The sequence below is a fragment of the Stenotrophomonas sp. JAI102 genome, assembly GCF_013409105.1.
Classification (GTDB): Bacteria; Pseudomonadota; Gammaproteobacteria; order Xanthomonadales; family Xanthomonadaceae; genus Stenotrophomonas; species Stenotrophomonas maltophilia_AA.
This window is the reverse complement of record NZ_JACCCI010000002.1, coordinates 990871-1010368: the sequence shown is the minus strand read 5'-3', so window position 1 is coordinate 1010368 and position 19498 is coordinate 990871. Positions and strand designations below refer to the sequence as shown.

The 19498-nt window shown below is 69.7% G+C and carries 10 protein-coding genes; 5 read left to right on the top strand and 5 right to left on the bottom strand.

Going from position 1 to position 19498, the window contains the following annotated elements; genetic code table 11:
* Nucleotides 1-45 precede the first annotated feature (45 nt).
* The 4 genes from HDC96_RS13025 to HDC96_RS13010 form a co-directional block, all read right to left on the bottom strand.
* Nucleotides 46-3570, bottom strand: coding sequence for an ATP-binding protein (locus HDC96_RS13025; protein ID WP_218842226.1), 3525 nt, complete (start codon nucleotides 3568-3570; stop codon nucleotides 46-48).
* A 60-nt stretch (nucleotides 3571-3630) separates the two neighbouring features.
* The gene (locus HDC96_RS13020; protein ID WP_179460331.1) at nucleotides 3631-7128 is read right to left on the bottom strand and encodes a response regulator; all 3498 of its coding nucleotides are present in this window, start codon (nucleotides 7126-7128) and stop codon (nucleotides 3631-3633) included.
* Complete coding sequence (locus HDC96_RS13015) at nucleotides 7125-10598, bottom strand: ATP-binding protein (protein ID WP_179460330.1); 3474 nt, start codon at nucleotides 10596-10598, stop codon at nucleotides 7125-7127. Before HDC96_RS13015 ends, HDC96_RS13020 begins: the two co-directional genes overlap by 4 nt.
* Before the next feature lie 219 nt (nucleotides 10599-10817).
* A complete protein-coding gene (locus HDC96_RS13010) occupies nucleotides 10818-14366 on the bottom strand; it encodes an ATP-binding protein (protein WP_179460329.1) in 3549 nt (1182 codons plus the stop codon).
* 184 nt (nucleotides 14367-14550) lie between these two features.
* On the opposite strand from HDC96_RS13010, the gene HDC96_RS13005 reads away from it, so the two are divergent.
* Genes HDC96_RS13005 through HDC96_RS12995 form a run of 3 tightly spaced genes read left to right on the top strand, consistent with a single transcriptional unit; the run spans nucleotide 14551 to nucleotide 16369 of the window.
* Entirely contained in the window at nucleotides 14551-15231 is a 681-nt protein-coding gene (locus HDC96_RS13005) for a YceI family protein (RefSeq protein WP_257018715.1), read from the top strand.
* On the top strand, nucleotides 15228-15800 hold the full coding sequence (locus HDC96_RS13000; RefSeq protein ID WP_179460327.1) for a cytochrome b: 573 nt from the start codon (nucleotides 15228-15230) through the stop codon (nucleotides 15798-15800). Before HDC96_RS13005 ends, HDC96_RS13000 begins: the two co-directional genes overlap by 4 nt.
* Before the next feature lie 2 nt (nucleotides 15801-15802).
* A complete protein-coding gene (locus HDC96_RS12995) occupies nucleotides 15803-16369 on the top strand; it encodes a YceI family protein (protein ID WP_179460326.1) in 567 nt (188 codons plus the stop codon).
* Between the two features lie 206 nt (nucleotides 16370-16575).
* On the opposite strand, the gene HDC96_RS12990 is transcribed toward HDC96_RS12995, so the two are convergent.
* Nucleotides 16576-16794 (bottom strand): glutaredoxin family protein, encoded by a 219-nt coding sequence (locus tag HDC96_RS12990; RefSeq protein WP_179460413.1) that lies wholly within the window; start codon nucleotides 16792-16794, stop codon nucleotides 16576-16578.
* Nucleotides 16795-16891: 97 nt separating this feature from the next.
* Between HDC96_RS12990 and HDC96_RS12985 the strand changes: the two genes are divergently transcribed.
* Entirely contained in the window at nucleotides 16892-18274 is a 1383-nt protein-coding gene (locus tag HDC96_RS12985) for an L-serine ammonia-lyase (RefSeq protein ID WP_123730460.1), read from the top strand.
* 114 nt (nucleotides 18275-18388) lie between these two features.
* Nucleotides 18389-19390 carry an alpha/beta hydrolase gene (locus HDC96_RS12980; protein ID WP_179460325.1) on the top strand — a complete coding sequence of 334 codons (1002 nt, stop codon included), beginning with the start codon at nucleotides 18389-18391 and terminating at the stop codon, nucleotides 19388-19390.
* Nucleotides 19391-19498 lie beyond the last annotated feature (108 nt).

Genomic DNA, 19498 nt, shown 5'->3' with positions numbered 1-19498 from the left:
TGGCGATCAGCGATGGGGCGCCGTCAGGGGAGCAACGGTCCGCTGCTACCGGGGGGCGTGCAGGACCCGCGCGATCGCCTCGACCAGCAGGTCGCCGGTCACCGGCTTGCGCAGGAACGCATCGAAGCCGGCATCGCGGGCCTGCTGCTCGATCGACGGATCCGTCCGCGCGGTCACCGCAATCAAGGGCATCTCGAAGCCCTGGCTGCGCAGATGCCCGGCCAACGCGATGCCGCCGAGGCCCGGCAGGTCCAGGTCCATCAGCGCCACATCGAACGGCGCCTCGCTGACCTCGCGCAACGCCGACAATGCGTGCTCGGCATGCACCACCTCGTGCCCGCGCGCGGACAACAATCCGCTGACCACTTCCGCCACCGTCAGATCGTCCTCCACCAGCAGGATCCGCAGCGGCGGCAACACCGATTGCGCGCCCTCGGCGGCACCCGGCACGCCGGTCGTCCCCGGCTCCAGCGGCAACGGCAGCGTCACCGTGAAGCGGGTCCCCACGCCGAGCTGGCTCTGTACGCCGATCTGTCCCTGCATCGCCAGCGCCAGTTCGCGGCAGATCGCCAGTCCAAGTCCACTGCCGCCGTACTGCGCCGCGGTGCGCGCGCCATCGGCCTGCTCGAAGCGACGGAACAGCCGCTCCTGCTGATCGGCGCTGATGCCCGGCCCGGTATCGGAGACTTCGATGTGCAGCCCGCGACCGGGCGTGATCGCCCGTAGCGTCAGACGCACTTCGCCGTGGCTGGTGAACTTGATCGCGTTGCCGAGCAGATTGAGCAATATCTGGCGCACGCGCAGTTCATCGCCGACGGTGCGGGTGCCGGGCGACACCGTGTTGTCGACCACGAACCGCAGCCCCTTCTGCCCCGCCAGCGCGGCCATCAGCGAACAGACATCGTCGATCGGCCGCTGCAGCTGGAACGGCTGCGCCTGCAGCTCCAACCGCCCCGATTCGATCCGCGCCAGGTCCAGCGCATCGTTGACCAGGTGCAGCAGATGCTCACCGGCATGCCGGATCGATTCGGTATAGCCGCGCTGCTGCGCGTTCAACGGCGAGGACAGCAGCAGTTCGCTCATGCCCAGCACCCCGGTCATCGGCGTGCGTACTTCGTGGCCGAGGTTGGCCAGGAATCGCGTCTTGGCCATCGAGGCCTGCTCGGCCAGCTCCTGCTTCTGCAGCGCCAGCTGGTAGGCATGCCGGCGCTGCAGTCGGCGCCGGTACAGCCAGGCGAACAGACTGAGCAGCAGCAGCACGACCGAGGTCAGCAGCAACAATCCCGTCAGGCTGCGCCACCACGGCGGCAGCACCCGGAACTCCAGCACCTGCACACGCGACCAGATCTGGTCGGCCGAGCGCGCCTGGACCTCCAGGCGATACCGGCCCGGCGGCAGGCGGGAGAACAGTCGCTCGCCCCCCGGCCCCACTTCAACCCAATCGGGATCGTAGCCAGCCAGGCGGTAGCGGTAGTTGTTGGACGTGGAGTCCGCGAACGACAGCAGCCGCGCCACGATCCGCAGGTCGCGGTCGCCATCGGCGATGTCCAGCGGCACCGCATGGGTCAGGTCCAGCACGCGGTCGCCGCGGCGCACCTCGACCCGCTCGATCACCAGCGGCGCACGGCGCGTGGCGGGCTTGACCTGCGCCGGATCGAACATCACCACCCCGGCCGGCGTGCCGCCGACGATGCGCCCGCTCGCGGTCAGCGTCAGCGTGCGGCGACGGAATTCCTGGCTGGGCAGGCCATCGTGCACGCCATACTGGCGCACGCTGCCGACCTGCGGATCGACCCGCACCAGCCCACGTGCGTTGGCCGCCCATACCACGCCCTGCCGGTCCACCACTACGCCGTTCGCGGTGATCGCCGGATAGCCCGCACCGCTACCGATCACCTCCTGCAGGGTCAGCCGATCGCCCTGCCAGCCGTAGTGCGAGAGCTTGCCTTCTTCGGACAGCCATACACTGTCATCGTCGGCCAGCGCCATGGCGTGGACGCCGGCAGAAGGGCCGCCCGGCAAGGGCGCAAAACGCGACTCCGCCGCCACCCACTCCAGCAGACCCTGCCCTGTGGCCACCCACAGGCGATCCTGCGGGCCACACTGGATGTCCAGCACGCTCTGGCCGATCTTCAGCCCGGCATGGCCCAGGGCGACCCGGTGCAGCACGCGTCCGTCGAGATCACGTTGCTGCAGTCCGTTGGCCGACGCTGTCCACAGGCGCTGGCCATCGCACAGCGCCAAGGATTCGATCGGGCCCTCCATTGCGGCATCGACCGCCGCATCGCGCCCCCAGCGCCGGATCCGCTTCTGGCCGGGGTCGTAGCGCAGCAGCGCATCCCAGGACCCGATCCAGACCTGACCACGCGGGTCCTCGAGCACCGACTGCAGCCACTGCGTGCCATCCACCCAGGTCCGGTGCTGCTCGACCTTCCCGCTCACCGGGTCGAACTTGTCCAGCGCGCCATGCGTACCGACCGTCCACACGCCCCCGTCGGCGGCCGCGCCCATGCCCAGCACATAGGCGTTGCGCAGTGACGCTGGATCATCTTCCAGCCGCGAGAGCACCGAGAACTGCCACCAGCGTGGCAGCAGGTGCCACAGCCCGCCGTTGGTGCTGGCCAACCAGATGCCGCCCTCGCGATCTTCGTAGGCGCCGGTCCAGTTCGGCCGCACCTGGCCACGGGCGATCGCGCTGTACAGCGGCACCTGCTGGAACTGACCGTCCATGACGCGCCCCAACCCGGAGCGCGTGTCGAGCCAGTACCCGCCCTGTTCGTCGCGCAGCATCATCCCCAGGATCTGATCACCTTCGGCAACCGTCCACGGCGCCGGCGCGAAGCGACCGTCCGGGCGGCGCACGGTGACCCCGGCATTGCTGTTGATCCACAGGCTGCCGTCCGGCTCGGCGGTGAGCCCGGTGATGACGCGCGCCGACAACTGCGCGCTCGGCACCCGTTCGAAATCGTGCCCGGTCCAGCGCGCCAGGCCCGCCTGGGAGCCGATCCACAACGTGCCATCGAGCGTGGTGGTCAGATAGCCGACCGAGGCGGCCGGCAGGCTGCGTGGATTGCCGGGTTCGGGCATGAAGCGGGTCAGCGTGCCGTCGCGCTCGAGCCGATGCAGCCCGCCCTGGTAGGTGCCGAACCAGATCGCGCCGTCGGGCGTGGAGGCCACGCTCCAGATCGTGTTGCTGCCGATCCCGGGATGACTGTTGCGGTCGTAGAAGCGGATGTCGCGCCGATCGGCCGACATCATCGCCAGGCCGGCATTCTCCGTGCCGATCCACAACTGGTTGCGCGCATCCACGTGCACGCTCCAGACATGGTTGTCGCGCAGGCCATCCTCGGCGCGCCAGATCCGGTAGTTGCGGCCGTCGTAACGGGCCAGGCCATCGTTGGTGGCGATCCACAGGTAGCCGTAGCGATCCTCGGCCATGCGGTTGACGGTGTTGGACGGCAGACCATCGAACACGGTCAGCTGCCGCGGCGTCGGCGGTACCGGCTGGGCCGGCGCGACCGCCGGCCAGAGCACACACAGGCCGATCAGCAACGGCCACAGCACACGCAACACCTGATGGCTCTCCCGGGTCTGTCCGTGGATTCACTGCCGTCGCCCGGAATGGGCCTGTCACCCCCGACCACCCCGGTCATCGGGCAACGCCCCGCATAGTAAACCGTTCCCCGGGCCGGCACGATCCACGTTCCTTGCCATGACCCGCTGCATCGCCGCGTGCAGTGCATCGCCCTGCAGCGGCTTGTGCAGCAGACCGTCGGCCCCGGCCGCGGTGACCGAGGCCTCCAGTTCCGGCTCACGGCGGGCCGTGAGTATCAGTACCGGCAGGCGCGGGTCGCGCTGGCGCACCAGCCGCAGCAGCGACAGTCCGTCCATGCCCGGCAGATCCAGATCCAGCAGCATCAGCTGCGGGCCGGGTCGGGCCAGGGCGGTCAACGCCGCCAGCGCATGCCCGGCAGCAACCACCGCGTGACCGCGCATATGCAGCAGGCCGGTGAGGACCTCGGCCACGAGAGGATCGTCTTCCACCAGCAGGACCTGCAGGCCATCGTGGTCAGTCAGCGTCGCCTGCAGGTCGGGCAACTGCGTGCCGCAACCGGCCAGCGGCAGGCTCAACACGGCCTGCCATCGAAGATCGGACAACCGTAGTACCCGCAGCTGTCCCTGCATCGCAGCGGCCAGCACGTCCACGTCGGCCAACCTCTCGCGCACCACGTCCAGCGCCGACGATGGAAGCGCACCGGGCACCGCGATGACATCCAGCAGCAGGCCGGTGCCGCCCGGCAGCCAAGCCATGCGCAGGGTCACGCCGGTCGCCCCTACCTGCAGGGCGAGCTCCCGCGCGAGCAGGTGCACGGCCTGTCGCAGCCGGTCCGGATCGCCGACGCGACAGGCACCCGCCGGCAGTGGAGGGCCCAGCGACAGCCGGCAACCGTGCAGGTCCAGACAGGCAGCCAGCGCGGCCTCCATGTCCATCCTCCAGGGTCCGATGGCGAAACGACGCGGCTGGACACGTACTTTCCCAGCCTGCAGCCGGGCGTTCTCCAACGCCTCGTCGACTACCTGCAGCAAGGCGCGCCCTCCCTGCTCGATGTGCAGCACCTGCTCGCGCGCGCGCGCTGACAGCGGCCTGGCCAACAGCAGTTCGCTCATGCCCAGCACGCCGGTCAGCGGCGTCCGCACTTCGTGGCCGAGCGTGGCGAGATACTGCTGCTTGGCCTGCGCGGCCCGTTCGGCGCGCGCCTGCCGGCGTGTCGCTGCGCGCCGCGCGTTCGCCCGCCTCTGGTGGCGCCGCACGGCCCCTGCCAGCAGCGCCGCGCCGCCCATGGCGACCAGGCAGAACAACGCCCATGCACCGGGATGGGCCCAGCCGCTGTAGTCCACCTGCAGGCGCACCTGCTGCAGCGGCGTCCACTCGCCGTCCACACCACGCGCCTGGAACTCGAGCACATGTCCGCCGGCCGGCAGGCGTGGAAAGCCCCGCGTCCCGCGTTGTCCCGCGCGGACCCACGCCGGATCCTGCCCGCGCAACCGGAACCGGTAGTCGGTCAAGCCGCGCTGGCCACCCGACAGCAGCCTAGCCGACAACTGGATGTCGCGATCGTCGGCGTTGAGCCGTAGCGGATCGCCCACAGGCAGCTCGATCCATCGCCGCTTTCGACGCACCTGCACCCGGTCGATCACCAGCAGCGGAGGCACGGTCGCCGCCAGCATGCCGGCCGGATCCAGGGCCAGCACATCGCCAGCCGGATCCATCGCCAGCAGATGACCGCCGACCGCGACCAGGCCGAGGTCGAACACCATCGGCGGCAAGCCATCATCGACGGTGTACAACCGGGTGCTGCGGCGGTCGGGGGCGAGCCGCACCACGCCACGCGCGGTGGTGGCCCACAGCGCCCCATCAACTGCATCGGCCAGTCCCCGCGGCAGCACCGCCGGCAGCCCCTGCGTCGCGTCGATGCGTGTGGAGCGGTGCAGGCGAGCAAACGTGCGCCGGTAGGCGGTCCAGCCGTCCGGATCAACCGCCCACAGCTGGCCGTCGGCGGCCAGGTGCAGCGCCCCGACCGCGCGGCGTGGGCCGCCCGGCACGAGATCAAAGCGAGCGTGCGCCGGTTGCCACTGCTTGAGTCCGTCGCTGTCGCCCAGCCACAGCTGCCCGGCAGGGCCGCATTGCAGGACAAAGGGGGTGCCTCCCGGACGCAGCCGCACTGCGTCAAAGGTGCGCTCGAGCAGGACCTCGCCGTCCTCCGCACGCTGCTGCAGCCGACCATTGCCGGCCAGCCACACCCGGCCATCGCAGGCCAGCAGGGCGGCCTGCGTCGACGTCGCCGGCCCGGTGTCGTCCGCGCCCACCCGCCAGCGCCGCCGATGCCCCCGCACAGGATCGATCCGGGTCAGCCACGGGGCTGCGAATACCCACACCCTGCCCTGTCCGTCTTCGACCACCGCGTGGCGATCGGGACGGGAAGGGTCCTGCGTGTAGGACCACCGGGCCCGCAAGAATCCGTGTGCGGGCGAGACCTTACCCAGCATCCCGCCGCGCGCCCACCACGCCTGCCCGTCGGCCGCAGTGGACAACGCACCCGGTGCACTGGCCAGTGGATTGCCCGGTGCCGTGAACCGCTCGAGGTGCCGCCACTGCGCGCCGAGCCGCCACACCCCCTGATGGCTGCCCAGCAACCAGACCCGTCCCTGCCGGTCTTCGACCACCCGCACGATGCGCGGCATGCTGCGCCCGTGCAGGTGGGGCAGCGTGATCGCATGGCGATCCTGCCCGTGCCGATCCTGCCACCACAGCTGCCTGCCGTCGGCAAACCAGTTTCCGCCGGCACGGCTCGGGCCGAGCCACCGTGCCGGTTCGCGCGGCCGGGGTGCCGGCTGCAACGCGGGCAGGTGTCGCACCTCGGTGCCATTGGCGGTACTCGAGCGCATCGCGCCCTGCGCATCCCGCCCCAGCGCCGTCACCGGCAGCAGGGAGGCGCCCAGCATCGCCGGCGTCTGGAACCGATCGTCATGCCACCGCGCCAGACCCTCCGCACTGCCGATCCATACCCCGCCCTGCGGATCGGCCGCGAGGTGGTCCACCCGTGCCGACGGCAGGCCGCCGCCCCCGGCACCCGGCAGGTACTGGCTCAGCCGGCGATCAGGTCCCAGCCGGAACAGCCCGGCGTCGCGGGTGCCGAACCAGACGCTGCCCTCGTCCATCGGCAGGATCGCCAGCACCGGGCTGGTCGCGGCGGCCGACGCGCGTGGCCCGGCCCAACGCTCGAACTGCTGGCGATCGGCCGACAGTCGCTGCAGGTAGCCATTGGCGGTCCCGATCCAGAGCTGGTCGCGGGCATCCAGCGCCATGCTGCGCACCTCGTTGTCGGCCAGGCCGTGCTCCATGCGCCACACCCGGAAGCCACTCCCGTCGTAGCGGGCCAGACCGTCTCCGGTCGCGAACCAGAGATAGCCCTGCCGGTCCTCGACGATCTGATGCACCACATTGGACGGCAGGCCGTCCACGGTGGTGACGCGCGCGCCGTGGCTCGGCAGCGCCAGTGCCGACACCGCCGGCAGCAGCCCGCCGAGCAGCACACCGACCCATAGCCGTCGCAGCCCGTGCTTCATGCGACGCGCCTGCAGCGCGCCAGTCCATCGGCCAGCGCCGCCCGGCTTACCGGCAGCCGCAGGAACACATCGAAACCTGCTGCCATGGCCTCACGCTGGGCCCCCGCGTCCGCGCGCGGGGTCAAGGCGATCCGTGGCACCCCCGGGCAGCAGCGCGACAATCGCGCACCCGCCCGTTCAGCGCCCACGCGCAGGTCGGGGTCGACCACGATCACATCCCAGCCCATGCCCTCGCCCGCTGCGGTCGGGACGTCATCGAGCCCCGGCACATACCGCGCCGAATGCCCCAGCGATGCCAGCACTGCCGGCAGCACCTGGCCGACCACCGGCAACGGATGCACCACCAGCACCTGCAGTTGTCCGGCACCGATGGGTTCTGCAGGCGCCTGCAACGGCGTGCCTGCCTCACCGGCCTCGACGCAGGGCAACGGCAGGCAGACATCGAAGCAGGCGCCCTCGCCGGGATGGCTGCTGACGGTGATGTCGCCGCCCATGGCCAGCGCCAGATCGCGGGAGATGGACAACCCCAGGCCACTGCCGCCATGGCCTGCGGCCGTCCGTGCGCCGTCGGCCTGTTCGAAGCGCTGGAACAGGCGCTGGCATTGCGCGGAGGTCATGCCGGGACCGGTATCGAGCACCCGCAGCAGCATGCCATCACGCCCGTCCGCCCACCGCGCTTCCAGCCGGACCGTGCCCTGCACGGTGAACTTCAGCGCATTGCCCACCAGGTTGAGCAGGATCTGGCGCAGGCGTCGCGCATCGCCGATGAAGCAGGCCGACGCCGGCACCGTGCTGGACCACTCCAGCACCAGCGCCTTGGCGTGCGCCACCGGCAACAACAGCGCATGCAGTTCTTCGATCAGATCCTGGAGCACGAACGGTGCCGGCTGCAGCTGCAGCTGCCCGGACTCGATGCTGGCCATGTCCAGCGCATCATCCATCAGCCGCAACAGGTGTTCGCCGGCGTAATGGAGGCTGTTGATCCGGTTGCGCTCCTCCGGAGCCAGCGGCGCGCGCAGCAGCAGTTCGCTCCAGCCCAGCACGGCGGTCATCGGCACGCGGATGCGCGTGCCCAGCGCGGTCAGGAAGCGCGTGCGCTGCACGGATGCGCGTTCGGCATGCTGCTGCCGGCCATGCAGCCAGCGCCAGCGCCGCTGCCGCCGGCGACGCGCCTGATAGCCGCACGCCCCCAGCCACGCCACGCCGATCGCGGCGGCTGCGGCGGCCCACCGCGCCAGCGGCGTCTGCCACCCCGCCGGCGCGACCTGCAAGGTGACCCGGCGAGACGGCGACCAGCTTCCGTCGCCCTGACGGGCCTGTACCTCCAGCACCTGCACACCTGCCGGCAGACCTTCGAACACGCGCAGCCCGGCGGCACCGCTTTCCTGCCATTCCGGATCATGCCCCTGCAGCCGGAACCGGTAGCGCACATGGGCCTGCTCGCCGCCGCTGAGCAGGCGCGCGGCGACGCGGATGTGCCGGTCCGCCCCCGACAGCGGCACTGGCCCGGTGCCGACCGGCACGCTGATCTGCGCGTTGCCGCGACGGGCGGTAATGGCGTGTATCACCAGGCCCGGCGTTCGTGCCGGACGCAGCACGGCCACCGGGTCGAAGAACAGCACACCGCCCTCATGCACCGCTGCGACCACATGGTCACCGGCGGTTCGCACCAGCCGACGTGGCAACACATCATGCGCCGGCAGGCCATCGTCGCTGCCGAAACGACGTACACCGCCCGCATGCGGATCGACGCGGACCAGCCCACGCGCGTCGCCAGCCCACGCCACGCCGCGCGCGTCGACCACCAGCGCACGCGCGAGCAGCTGCGGGTAGCCCTGCGCCTGGCCAAAACCGTGCGTCATGCGCAGCCGCTGCCCATCCCACCGATAGCGGCGCAGCATGCCCGGACTGCTGACCCAATAGTGGCCGTCCCCGCCGCGTGCGATCGCGCCCACCGCGTCACGGGGTGCGCCTTCGACGGAGGCGAAGCGTTCCTGTGCGGGCAGCCAGCGCTTCACGCCGCTGCGATCAACCGCCCACAGATCGCCATCGTCGGTACACAGCAAGTGCGGGCCGTGCGCCGGCGGCACCAGGCCAAGTGTCTGTGGCACGGCGGACCACTGCAGCGCGCCCTCGGCATCGCGTCGCTGGATGCGGTCGGAACGGGCCAGCCAGAGCGAGCCGTCGCCGCAGGCCTGCAGGTCCACCGCGCCCGTACCGCCCTCCCACCCCAGCAACCAGTGCCGCAACCGGCCGGTACCGGGCACGTAACGGGACAACGTGTTGCCGCTGGTCACCCATACCTGGCCGCGGCGATCTTCGGCCATGCCCACGGCACCCGTGCGCAGACGCGCGGGGCGGTAGTCGAAGCCACGGTCGGCGCGCCCGGTACGCAGGTCCACGCGCTGCACGCTGCCGCTCTCGCTGGCCACCCACACCTGCGCGTCGCCGGCGGGTGCCAGCGCAAGGACATGGTCGCCGTCCAGTCCCGGTCCGCCGTCGCGTGCACCCGGCAGCAGCGTGAACTGGTGCCAGCGCGCGGGCAGATGCCACAGCCCCTGGCTGCGACCGATCCACCACAGGCCCCCGACCCGGTCTTCCAGGGCCTGACCGACCGCGGCGGCCTGGAGCGTGGTGCCATCGTGCCCGCGCAATGGCACGGGCTGCGGCGCTTTGCCGCGCGCATGGCGCAGCAGGCCCGCAGCTCCGCTGGTCCACAGTTCTCCCGCCGTACTGCGCAGCAGGGGTATGTCGGGGTGCGCGGGCCGGGGCAGTACTGCACCGTCGGCCGTCCAGCGATGCACGCCCCCTCGCGTTTTCGCCCACACGCCGCCGTCGGGATCGGGCCACAGCGAGTGAACATCACCGCGCGCATCCGGTGGCAACGGCACGGCCAGGAAGCGGTCGCCCTCGCGCCGCAGCACGCCCTCGGGCGTACCGACCCAGAGCCGGCCATCGCGATCGGTGACCAGAGCGGTCACCCGCGCGACCGGGACGGCCTGCGGCTGCAGCGGCACGACCTGCCAACGGCCATCGGCATGCCGCGCGAACAGCCCGTTGCCGTTGGTCCCGACCCAGAGCATCCCCTCCCGCGTGCTGGTGATCTGCACGACCCCGGTGCGCGGCAGCACTGCGCTCCCATCGCCCGGCACAGGCTGGATCACGCGCCGATCGGCGGAGACCATCACCAGTCCCTCCGAGGCCGTCGCCAGCCAGAGGCGATCCTGTGCATCGACATGCAGCGCGCGCAGGTCCACGTCAGGCAACCCCTGCTCACGGCGCCACGCGCGGAAGCGATGGCCATCGAAGCGCAGCAGGCCGTCATCGCTGGCGAACCACAGGTAGCCGACACGGTCTTCGCCGATCGCACGGATGGCCGAGGTCGGCAGCGCGTCTGCAGGACCCATCGGCCGCGGCCACGGCAACGTGACCAGGGTGCCGGCGGCGGCAAGCGCTGGCAGCCAGAGCATGACCCCCAGCATCACCCCCACCCACCGCCTGCCCACCGGTTCGGATCGGCCTCCTGCCACACGCACCCCGACCGCCTCCGCTGCTTGAACAGCACGGTACGTCAACGCCGCGCGAACGCAGCCGTCCAGAACGGGACCACGTCACATGCCGATCAATGAAGTTTCAGATCAACAATCAGGAATCAAGACGAATCGGCAATCGCAACAGCATGCGACCGCTCAATACCGGGGAGGTTTGCCCGCGCGCGCCTGTGCGATCGCATCGACCAGCATGTCGCCGGTCACCGGCTTGCGCAGGAAGCCATTGAATCCGGCCGCCAGCACCTGCTGCTCGGCATACGCATCCGAGCGTGCGGTCACCGCGATCAAGGGCAGTTCATAGCCCATGGCGCGCAGCTGCCCGGCAATCGCGAGGCCATCCAGCGCCGGCAGATCCAGATCGAGCAGACCCACATCGAAGCTGCCGGCTGCCACCTCCGACAATGCCGCCAGGCCGTGCAGCACATGCACCACCTCGTGCCCGCGCGAGCGCAGCAGCCCCGCGATGACATCGGCGACGGTTGCATCGTCTTCGACCAGCAGGATCCGCAATGGCGGCAACTGCGTGCGCGTCTCCTGACCCGGATCACGCGGCGTGCCGAGCGGCTGCACGGTCCAGGGCAGCGGCAGCGATACCGTGAAGCGGGCGCCATCGCCGAGCCGGCTGTCGATCTGGATGCGGCCGCCCATCGCCACCGCCAGTTCCTGGCAGATCGCCAGGCCCAGGCCGCTGCCGCCATAACGCGAGGCGGTCCGCGGACCGTCGGCCTGTTCAAAGCGATGGAACAGCCGCTCCTGCTGGTCCTGGTTGATCCCCGGCCCGGTGTCGGAGACCTCGAAGATGATCGTGCGGCCGTCGTCGGCCAGCTCGACACCGAGCCCGACATGGCCGTGCTCGGTGAATTTGATCGCGTTGCCGAGCAGGTTCATCAGGATCTGGCGTACGCGCATCTCATCGCCACTGACCTGCACCGGACCGGGCAGATTGAAGCTGCGTTCGAAGGCCAGCCCACGGTGATGGGCCATCGGTTCCATCAGCGCCTCGACCTGGTCGAGCAGGGACATCAGATCGAACGGCCGCAGATCCAGCTCCAGCCGCCCCGCCTCGATCCGGGCCAGATCCAGCGCATCGTTGACCAGCCGCAGCAGGTGTTTGCCGGCGTGCTGGATCGAACCGGCATAGCCACGCTGCACCTCGTCCAGCGACGTGGACAGCAGCAGTTCGCTCATGCCCAGCACGCCGGTCATCGGCGTGCGCACTTCATGCCCGAGCGTGGCCAGGAACCGGCTCTTGGCCTGCGAGGCCTGCTCGGCCAACTGCTGCTTGTGCACCGTCAACTGCCATTGCTGGCGACGGCGCAGGCGCGCACGCGCCACGTAGGCCAGCGCCGCGATGCCGACCAGGCCGAGCAGCACGTAGCCCACGATCGCCCAGCCACTGCGCCACCACGGCGGGCGCACCTCCAGCTCCAGCGTGCTCGGCGGCGTCCACGCGCCCTGCGACGTGGCCGCCTGCACCTCGATGCGGTAATGCCCCGCCGGTAGGCGCGACAGCATCCGCTCCCCATCGGCAGCCTGCATCACCCAGTTCTGGTCGTAGCCGGATACCCGGTAGCGGTAGCGGTTGCCCTGCGGATTGGCGAAGGACAGCAGGCGGGCGGATACGATCAGGTCGCGGTCCTGCGGTCCCAGCACGATGGGCGCCTGGGTCGGCAGCATCTGCTGGCCTTCGGCATCGTCGCGGCGCACCTGCACGCTGTCGATCACCAACTGCGAGGGCGGCAGCACCCTGTCCGCCGCATCCGGATCGAAGCCGACCAGACCGGTCGCGGTCACCGCCAGGACCCGGCCATCGCGCGCCTGCACCGGCGGGCGATTGCTGAACTCCACATCCGGCAGGCCGTCGCGCTCGCCATACAGGCGCAGCCGCCGCTCGGCGCCGTTCCATCGGATCAGGCCGCGGGGCGTGGTCGCCCATACCTGCCCATCGCTGCCCAGCGCCAGGCCGCCCATCGAAACCGCGGGCAGTCCCTCGGCCGCCCCGACGCGTTCGCGCAGGCTCATGCTCAGGCCATCCCAGCGATAACGCTCCAGCGCCCCCTGGCGTGCCAGCCACAGTTCATCCTGGCCGGTCCACGCCGCATCGTAGATGCTGCCGCGGGAGATGCCCGGCACCTGTTCGAAACGGTCGATGCGCCATCGCATCAGGCCCATCGCGTCGCCCATCACCCAGAGCTGCCCGCGCGGATCGAACACCATCTGCTCGACCGGATTCTCGGTCAATCCGCGGTTCTGGTCGTTGCGGATGGTATCGAGCACGTTGCCCTGCGCATCGCGGCGCTGGATGCCGAAGTTCATCACCGACAGCCACAGCTCGCCGTTGGGCGCCTGGCGGATCAGGTCGATGCGCTGCCGCACATCCGCGCCGCCCCCGATCTTCCAGTCGCGCAGCGTGCGCGTCGCAGGCTGGTACAGGCTCAATCGACCGGCGCGACCGAGCCATACCGCGCCGTCCTCGCGTGGCAGCAGCGACCACGTCGCGCCGACCCCGATCTGCGTGTCGTCGGCGATCTGCCGCAGCTGGCCCTGCGCATCCAACGTGTACAGGCCGTGCGCACCGGAGATGTAGTAGGTGTCGCCGAGCGCTGCCGCGCCGAGCAGATAGACGCTGTCCAGCGGTTTGCCGTCGAGCTGGTACCAGCTGGAGAAGCGCTTCCAGTCCGGTGGCAGATACGCCAGCCCCTGGGTCAGCATCGCCACCCACAGGCCGCCTTCGTGGTCCTGCAGCATGTCCAGCACGCCGCTGCGGGCGGTCAGGAAGCCACTGCCGGCATCGCCGGCCAGCAACCGTACCCTGCCCGCATCACCGCGGTACAGGCCATCGGCCGTCCCCAGCCAATAGCCGCCGTTGCGATCGTGGATGACGGTGGCCGCGCGCACGTCCGCACTGAGCGTCCAGGGCGCGGGCCGGACCTGGTCGTCGGCACCGATCCGGAACAGGCCGCCTTCGGTCCCTGCCCAGACCGTGCCGTCGGGCTCCCGGGTGAGGCGGAACACGCTCTTGCCGCCGAGCAGCGCCGGCGCGATGCGGGTGAAGCCGTCGCCATCCCAGCGCGCCACGCCGTTGGACGTGCCCACCCAGACCCGCCCCTGCGGATCGGCCAACAGACTGTAGATGGTGTTGTCGGGCAGGCTGCGCGGATCGTCCGGGGCAGCCTGGTACCTGACCAGGGTGCCGTCCTCGCCGCGCCGGCAGATGCCGTGCTGGTTGGTGCCGATCCACAACGATTGCGAGGCATACGCCAGCGACCAGAACTGGCCTTCGCAGGCCTCGCTCAACGCAGGAAAGCGGGTGAACGCGCTGCGGTCGGGACCGAGCATGCTCAGGCCGACCCCGTTGCTGCCGACCCAGACGCGATCCAGTGGATCGATCAGCAGCGTTTCCACCTCGTTGCCGGGCAGCGAGCCCGGGTCGGCCGGATCATTCCGCCAGACCCGCAGGCCCACGCCATCCACGCGGGCCAGGCCATCATCGGTACCGGCCCAGATATACCCCTGCCGATCCTGGGCCAAGGCCAGCACCATGCGCGAGGGCATACCCTCGGCCGCGCCGAGGCGGCGCAAGCGTGGCGTTTCTGCCGATGTCCCTGCGGCTTCCAACACTGACGGCACTGCGCACAACCACAGCCCCAACAGCACGATGCCTGCACCCCAGCGGCGCGTGCTCATCGATCCGGTCTCCCTGTTGGTACGGATTGTCACACAGCGATCAGGACGGTGTCCGCATCCTGGCCGGGCTGCCGTGGATGGAACGGCTGTTGCCGGCCGCACCACGATCTGTTGCAGCCATGACCCTGCTTCCCGGCACCCGGCTGTGCGTATGATCGCCACAGACCCTGACGGAGCCAGCGCCTTGCTCACGCGCCTGACCCTTGCCCTGCTGCTGGCGGCCACCCCGCTGCTGGCCATCGCCGCCCCTGACCGCTATCGGCTCGATCCGGTGCACACCCGCGTGTTGTTCGCGGTCGAACATGCCGGCTTCTCGCATGCACTCGGCACCGTGTCCGGCAGCGAAGGCGTGCTGGTGTTCGATCCGGACGACTGGCGCACGGCGCGTCTCGACGTCACCGTGCCGATCCAGCGCCTGGACCTGGGCGACGCCAAATGGAACACGGCCACGCTGGCGCGCAACCTGCTCGATGGCGAGCGCTTCCCCGAAGCGCGGTTCGTCTCGACCCGGGTCGAACCGATCGATCCGACCCACGCCAACGTCATCGGCCAGCTCACCGTGCGTGGCGTGACCCGCGAGGTCACCCTGGCGGTGACCCTCAATGCGCTCAAACGCCACCCGCTGCCACCGTTCCGGCGTACCGCCGGCTTCTCGGCGACCGCCACGCTCAGCCGCAGTGCCTTCGGCGTGGATGGCTGGGCCTCGATGATCGGCGACGAGGTGCAGTTGCGGATCGAGGCCGAAGCCGTGCGTGATCGCAACGCCGGCGATCCTGCCGATGCCGCGCCCACCGATGCGCCGGGAACTCCCGCCGCCCCGGCCGACTCAGAGACTCCACAGCCGGTCCAGGAGACCACGCCATGACCGCCAAGAACACCCCGACCCGCTGGGGCGGCGTCAGCCTGACCCTGCACTGGTTGATCGCCGTGCTGATCCTCGCCCTCGGCATCGTCGGGCTGACCATGGGCGAACTGCCCAGGACCCCGAAGTACTTCTGGGTCTACACCCTGCACAAATCGATCGGCATCACCGTGCTGGCGCTGGTCGTGACCCGCCTGCTGTGGCGCCTGTACGCCGGCGCACCGCATCCGGTGCCGGGAACGCCGACCTGGCAGGAGCGCATCGCCTCGGCCACGCATTGGCTGCTGTACGTGCTGATGTTCGCCCTTCCGCTGTCGGGCTGGCTGTACGACTCGGCCAGCGGCCTGCGCCCGTTCCGCTGGTTCGGCCTGGTCGATGTGCCGAAGCTGAGCCCACCGGACGAACGCGTCACCCAGATCTCGCACGCCATCCATGAGTGGGGCTTCTGGCTGCTGATCGCCGTGGTCGTGGCCCATGCCGGTGCCGCGCTCTATCACCATTTTTACCAACGCGATGCCACGCTTGCGCGCATGCTCCCGCAGCGCTGGCTTGCCTCCCCCCAGAAGGATTGACCATGAACATCAAGCTCACCTCCCCCGCCGCGGTCGCCGCCGCCCTGGCCGGCCTGCTGGCCACCGCCCCGGTGCTAGCCGCCGATTACGTGCAGGCGCCCGGCTCGGTACTGGCCTTCGCCACCAAGTACGACGGCGAAGTGTTCACCGGCACCTTCCCGGGCTTCGATACCAAGATCAGTTTCGATCCGGCCAAGCTGGATGACGCCAAGCTGGAAGTGACCATTCCGCTGGCCGGCGCCAAGAGCGGCAACAGCGACCGCGATTCGACCCTGCAGGGCGCGGACTTCTTCAACGTGGGCAAGTTCGCGCAGGCCAAGTACAGCGCCACCAGGTTCCGCTCGCTCGGCAACAACCAGTACGCCGCCGACGGCACGCTGGAACTGCGCGGCGTGAGCAAGCCGGTCACCCTGACCTTCACCTGGACCCCGGGCGCGCAGCCCGTGCTGGCCGGCAAGGCCACGGTCAAGCGCCTCGACTTCGGCGTGGGCGGCGGCGACTGGGCGGACACCAAAACGATCCCGAACGAGACCGCGATCAGCACCAAGGTGGTACTGAAAGCGAAGTAACGTCATCGGTAGTGCCGGCCGCTGGCCGGCTCCTCGGGCGGTGATCGACTCCGGGGAGCCGGCCAGCGGCCGGCACTACCGCATCAGGCAGCGCGAGCCGCATCCGGCACCGCGAGCCACATCAGGCACCGCGAGCGACATCAAGCACCGCCGAGCGGCGTCGGGCACCGACGACCGACGTCAGGCCCTCGTTGGAACGCCCGGTGTCAGCCGATCCAGTCCCGCAGTCCCGCCACATCGAACGGCCAGTCCAGTTCCCGCCCCTGCGCATCGCGCAACACCGGCACCCGCAGCCCGTAGCGGGCCTCCAGCGCGGCATCGTCATCGATGAACACACTGTCCAGATCGGCAAGCCGGGCCTGGGCCAGCACCGCCAGGGCCTGGTCGCACAAATGGCAGTCATCACGCTGGTACAAGGTAAACACCGGCCCACCCGCCTTGGGAAATGTTGCGCCGCAGCCAGAGCCGGCCGCACGAAGCGCATAGAATAGCGCTCCATCCGATACCCGCAGTTTGGCAATCATGGCTGTCAGCACGTTCGACGTTTTCAAGATCGGCATTGGCCCGAGTTCTTCGCACACCGTGGGACCGATGAAGGCTGCCGAACGTTTCGTGCACCGCTGGCTGCTTGATCCGGGCCACCTGCAGGACGTGGTGCGCATCCGCGCGGATGTCTACGGCTCGCTGGCGCTGACCGGCCGCGGCCATGGCACCGACAAGGCCGTGCTGCTCGGGCTGGAGGGCCAGCGCCCGAACCTGATCGACCCCGACATCATCCCGGAGACGCTCGAGCGCATCCGCAGCAGCAAGCGCATCCGCCTGATGGGACAGCACGAGATCGCCTTCGACGAGAAGCGCGACCTGGGCCTGAACAAGCGCCAGAAGCTGCCGTACCACACCAACGGCATGCGCTTCACCGCCTATGGCGCCGATGAGCAGGTGATCGCCACGCGCGACTACTACTCCGTCGGCGGCGGCTTCGTGGTCAACCAGGACGATGCGGCCGATGACCGCATCGTGCCCGATGAAACCCCGCTGCCCTACCCGTTCAAGAGCGGCGACGAACTGCTCGCGCAGACCGCGCGCAGCGGGTTGAGCATCGCCCAGATGATGTTCGAGAACGAGAAGTGCTGGCGCACCGAAGACGAGATCCGCGACAGCCTGCGCGAAATCTGGAGCGCCATGCAGGCCTGCGTGGAGCGCGGCATCCGCCAGGAAGGCACCCTGCCCGGCGGCCTGCATGTCTCGCGCCGTGCCCCGGCGTTGTACCGCGAACTGTCCTCCAAGCCGGAAGCGGCGATGCGCGATCCGTTGACCACGCTGGACTGGGTCAACCTGTACGCGCTGGCGGTGAATGAGGAAAACGCCGCCGGTGGCCGCGTGGTCACCGCACCGACCAACGGCGCCGCCGGCGTACTGCCGGCGGTGCTGCACTATTTCGACCGCTTCTGCCCCGGCGCCAACGAACAGCGCGTGTTCGATTTCCTGCTGACCTCGGCGGCGATCGGCATTCTGTACAAGGAAAACGCCTCGATCTCCGGTGCCGAAGTCGGCTGCCAGGGCGAGGTGGGCGTGGCCTGCTCGATGGCGGCCGGCGGCCTGGTCGCCGCGCTGGGCGGCAATCCGAGCCAGATCGAGAACGCCGCCGAGATCGGCATGGAACACAACCTCGGCCTGACCTGCGACCCGATCGGTGGCCTGGTCCAGATCCCCTGCATCGAACGCAATGCGATGGGCGCGGTCAAGGCGATCAACGCCTCGCGCATGGCGATGCGCGGCGATGGCAAGCACAAGGTGTCGCTGGACAAGGTCATCAAGACCATGCGCGACACCGGCCGCGACATGCAGGACAAGTACAAGGAAACCAGCCGCGGGGGGCTGGCGGTCAACGTCATCGAGTGCTGATCGACCGCCCACGACGGTAGAGCCGACCTCGGGTCGGCCGCTGTCGTTCGCATCATCGGCCCGCCTGCACGGCCGCTCCGGTACAGTCAGGTCTTCCCTGTTCCGGAGACTGCCATGCGCATCCTGGCCGCCGCCCTGCTCGCCTGCCTGCCGCTGACCACCCTCGCCGCCGAGACCTACGGCCCGCGGCTGGAAGGCTTCGATTACCCGTACCCGGTCAAGATCTTCCGCTTCGAGTCACAGCGCCAGCCGCTGGAGATGGCCTACATCGACGTTCCTGCCAGTGGCAAAGGCTTCGCCGGGACGGTCGTGCTGCTGCATGGCAAGAACTTCTGCGCGGCCACCTGGAAGGACACCATCGCGGCGCTGAGCGCGGCCAGCTACCGGGTGATCGCACCGGACCAGGTCGGCTTCTGCAAATCGAGCAAGCCCGGGCGCTACCAGTACTCGTTCGGCCAGCTGGCGGCCAATACGGAAGCGCTGCTGGAGCATCTGGGCTATGGCGAAGGCAAGCTGCACATCGTCGGCCATTCAATGGGCGGCATGTTGGCGGCGCGCTTCGCGTTGATGTATCCCCAGCGATTGCTCAGCCTGTCGCTGGTCAACCCGATCGGCCTGGAAGACTGGAAGGCCAAGGGCGTGCCCTGGCGCAGCATCGATGCCTGGTACGCGGGCGAGCTGAAGACCAGCTTCGACAGCATCAAAAAGTACCAGCTGGAGGTGTACTACAACGGCCAGTGGAAGCCCGAGTACGAGCAGTGGGTGCGCATGCAGTCGCGCATGTACGACGGCCCCGGCAAACAGGCGGTGGCGTGGAGTCAGGCGCTGACCTCTGACATGGTGTTCAACCAGCCGGTTGTTTATGAGTTGCCGACGCTGACCGTGCCGACCACGTTGTTCATCGGCCAGACCGACCGCACCGCGATCGGCCGTGATCTGGCGCCGCCGGCGCTGAAAGCGACGCTGGGCAATTACCCGGCGCTGGGCAAGGCGGCCGCCGCGGCGATTCCGGGCGCCACCCTGGTGACCTTCGAAGACCTCGGCCACTCGCCGCAGGTGCAGGATCCGGCACGGTTCAATGCGGCATTGCTCAAGGCGCTCTCACAACACGACTGAGCCGACACCCCGGTAGTGCCACGCCATGCGTGGCAGCGGCCGTCCTCAGCGTTCTCCACCGACGCAGCCAGCCCACCCTGGCGCTACCGTGTGCCTGGGTGGGATCGC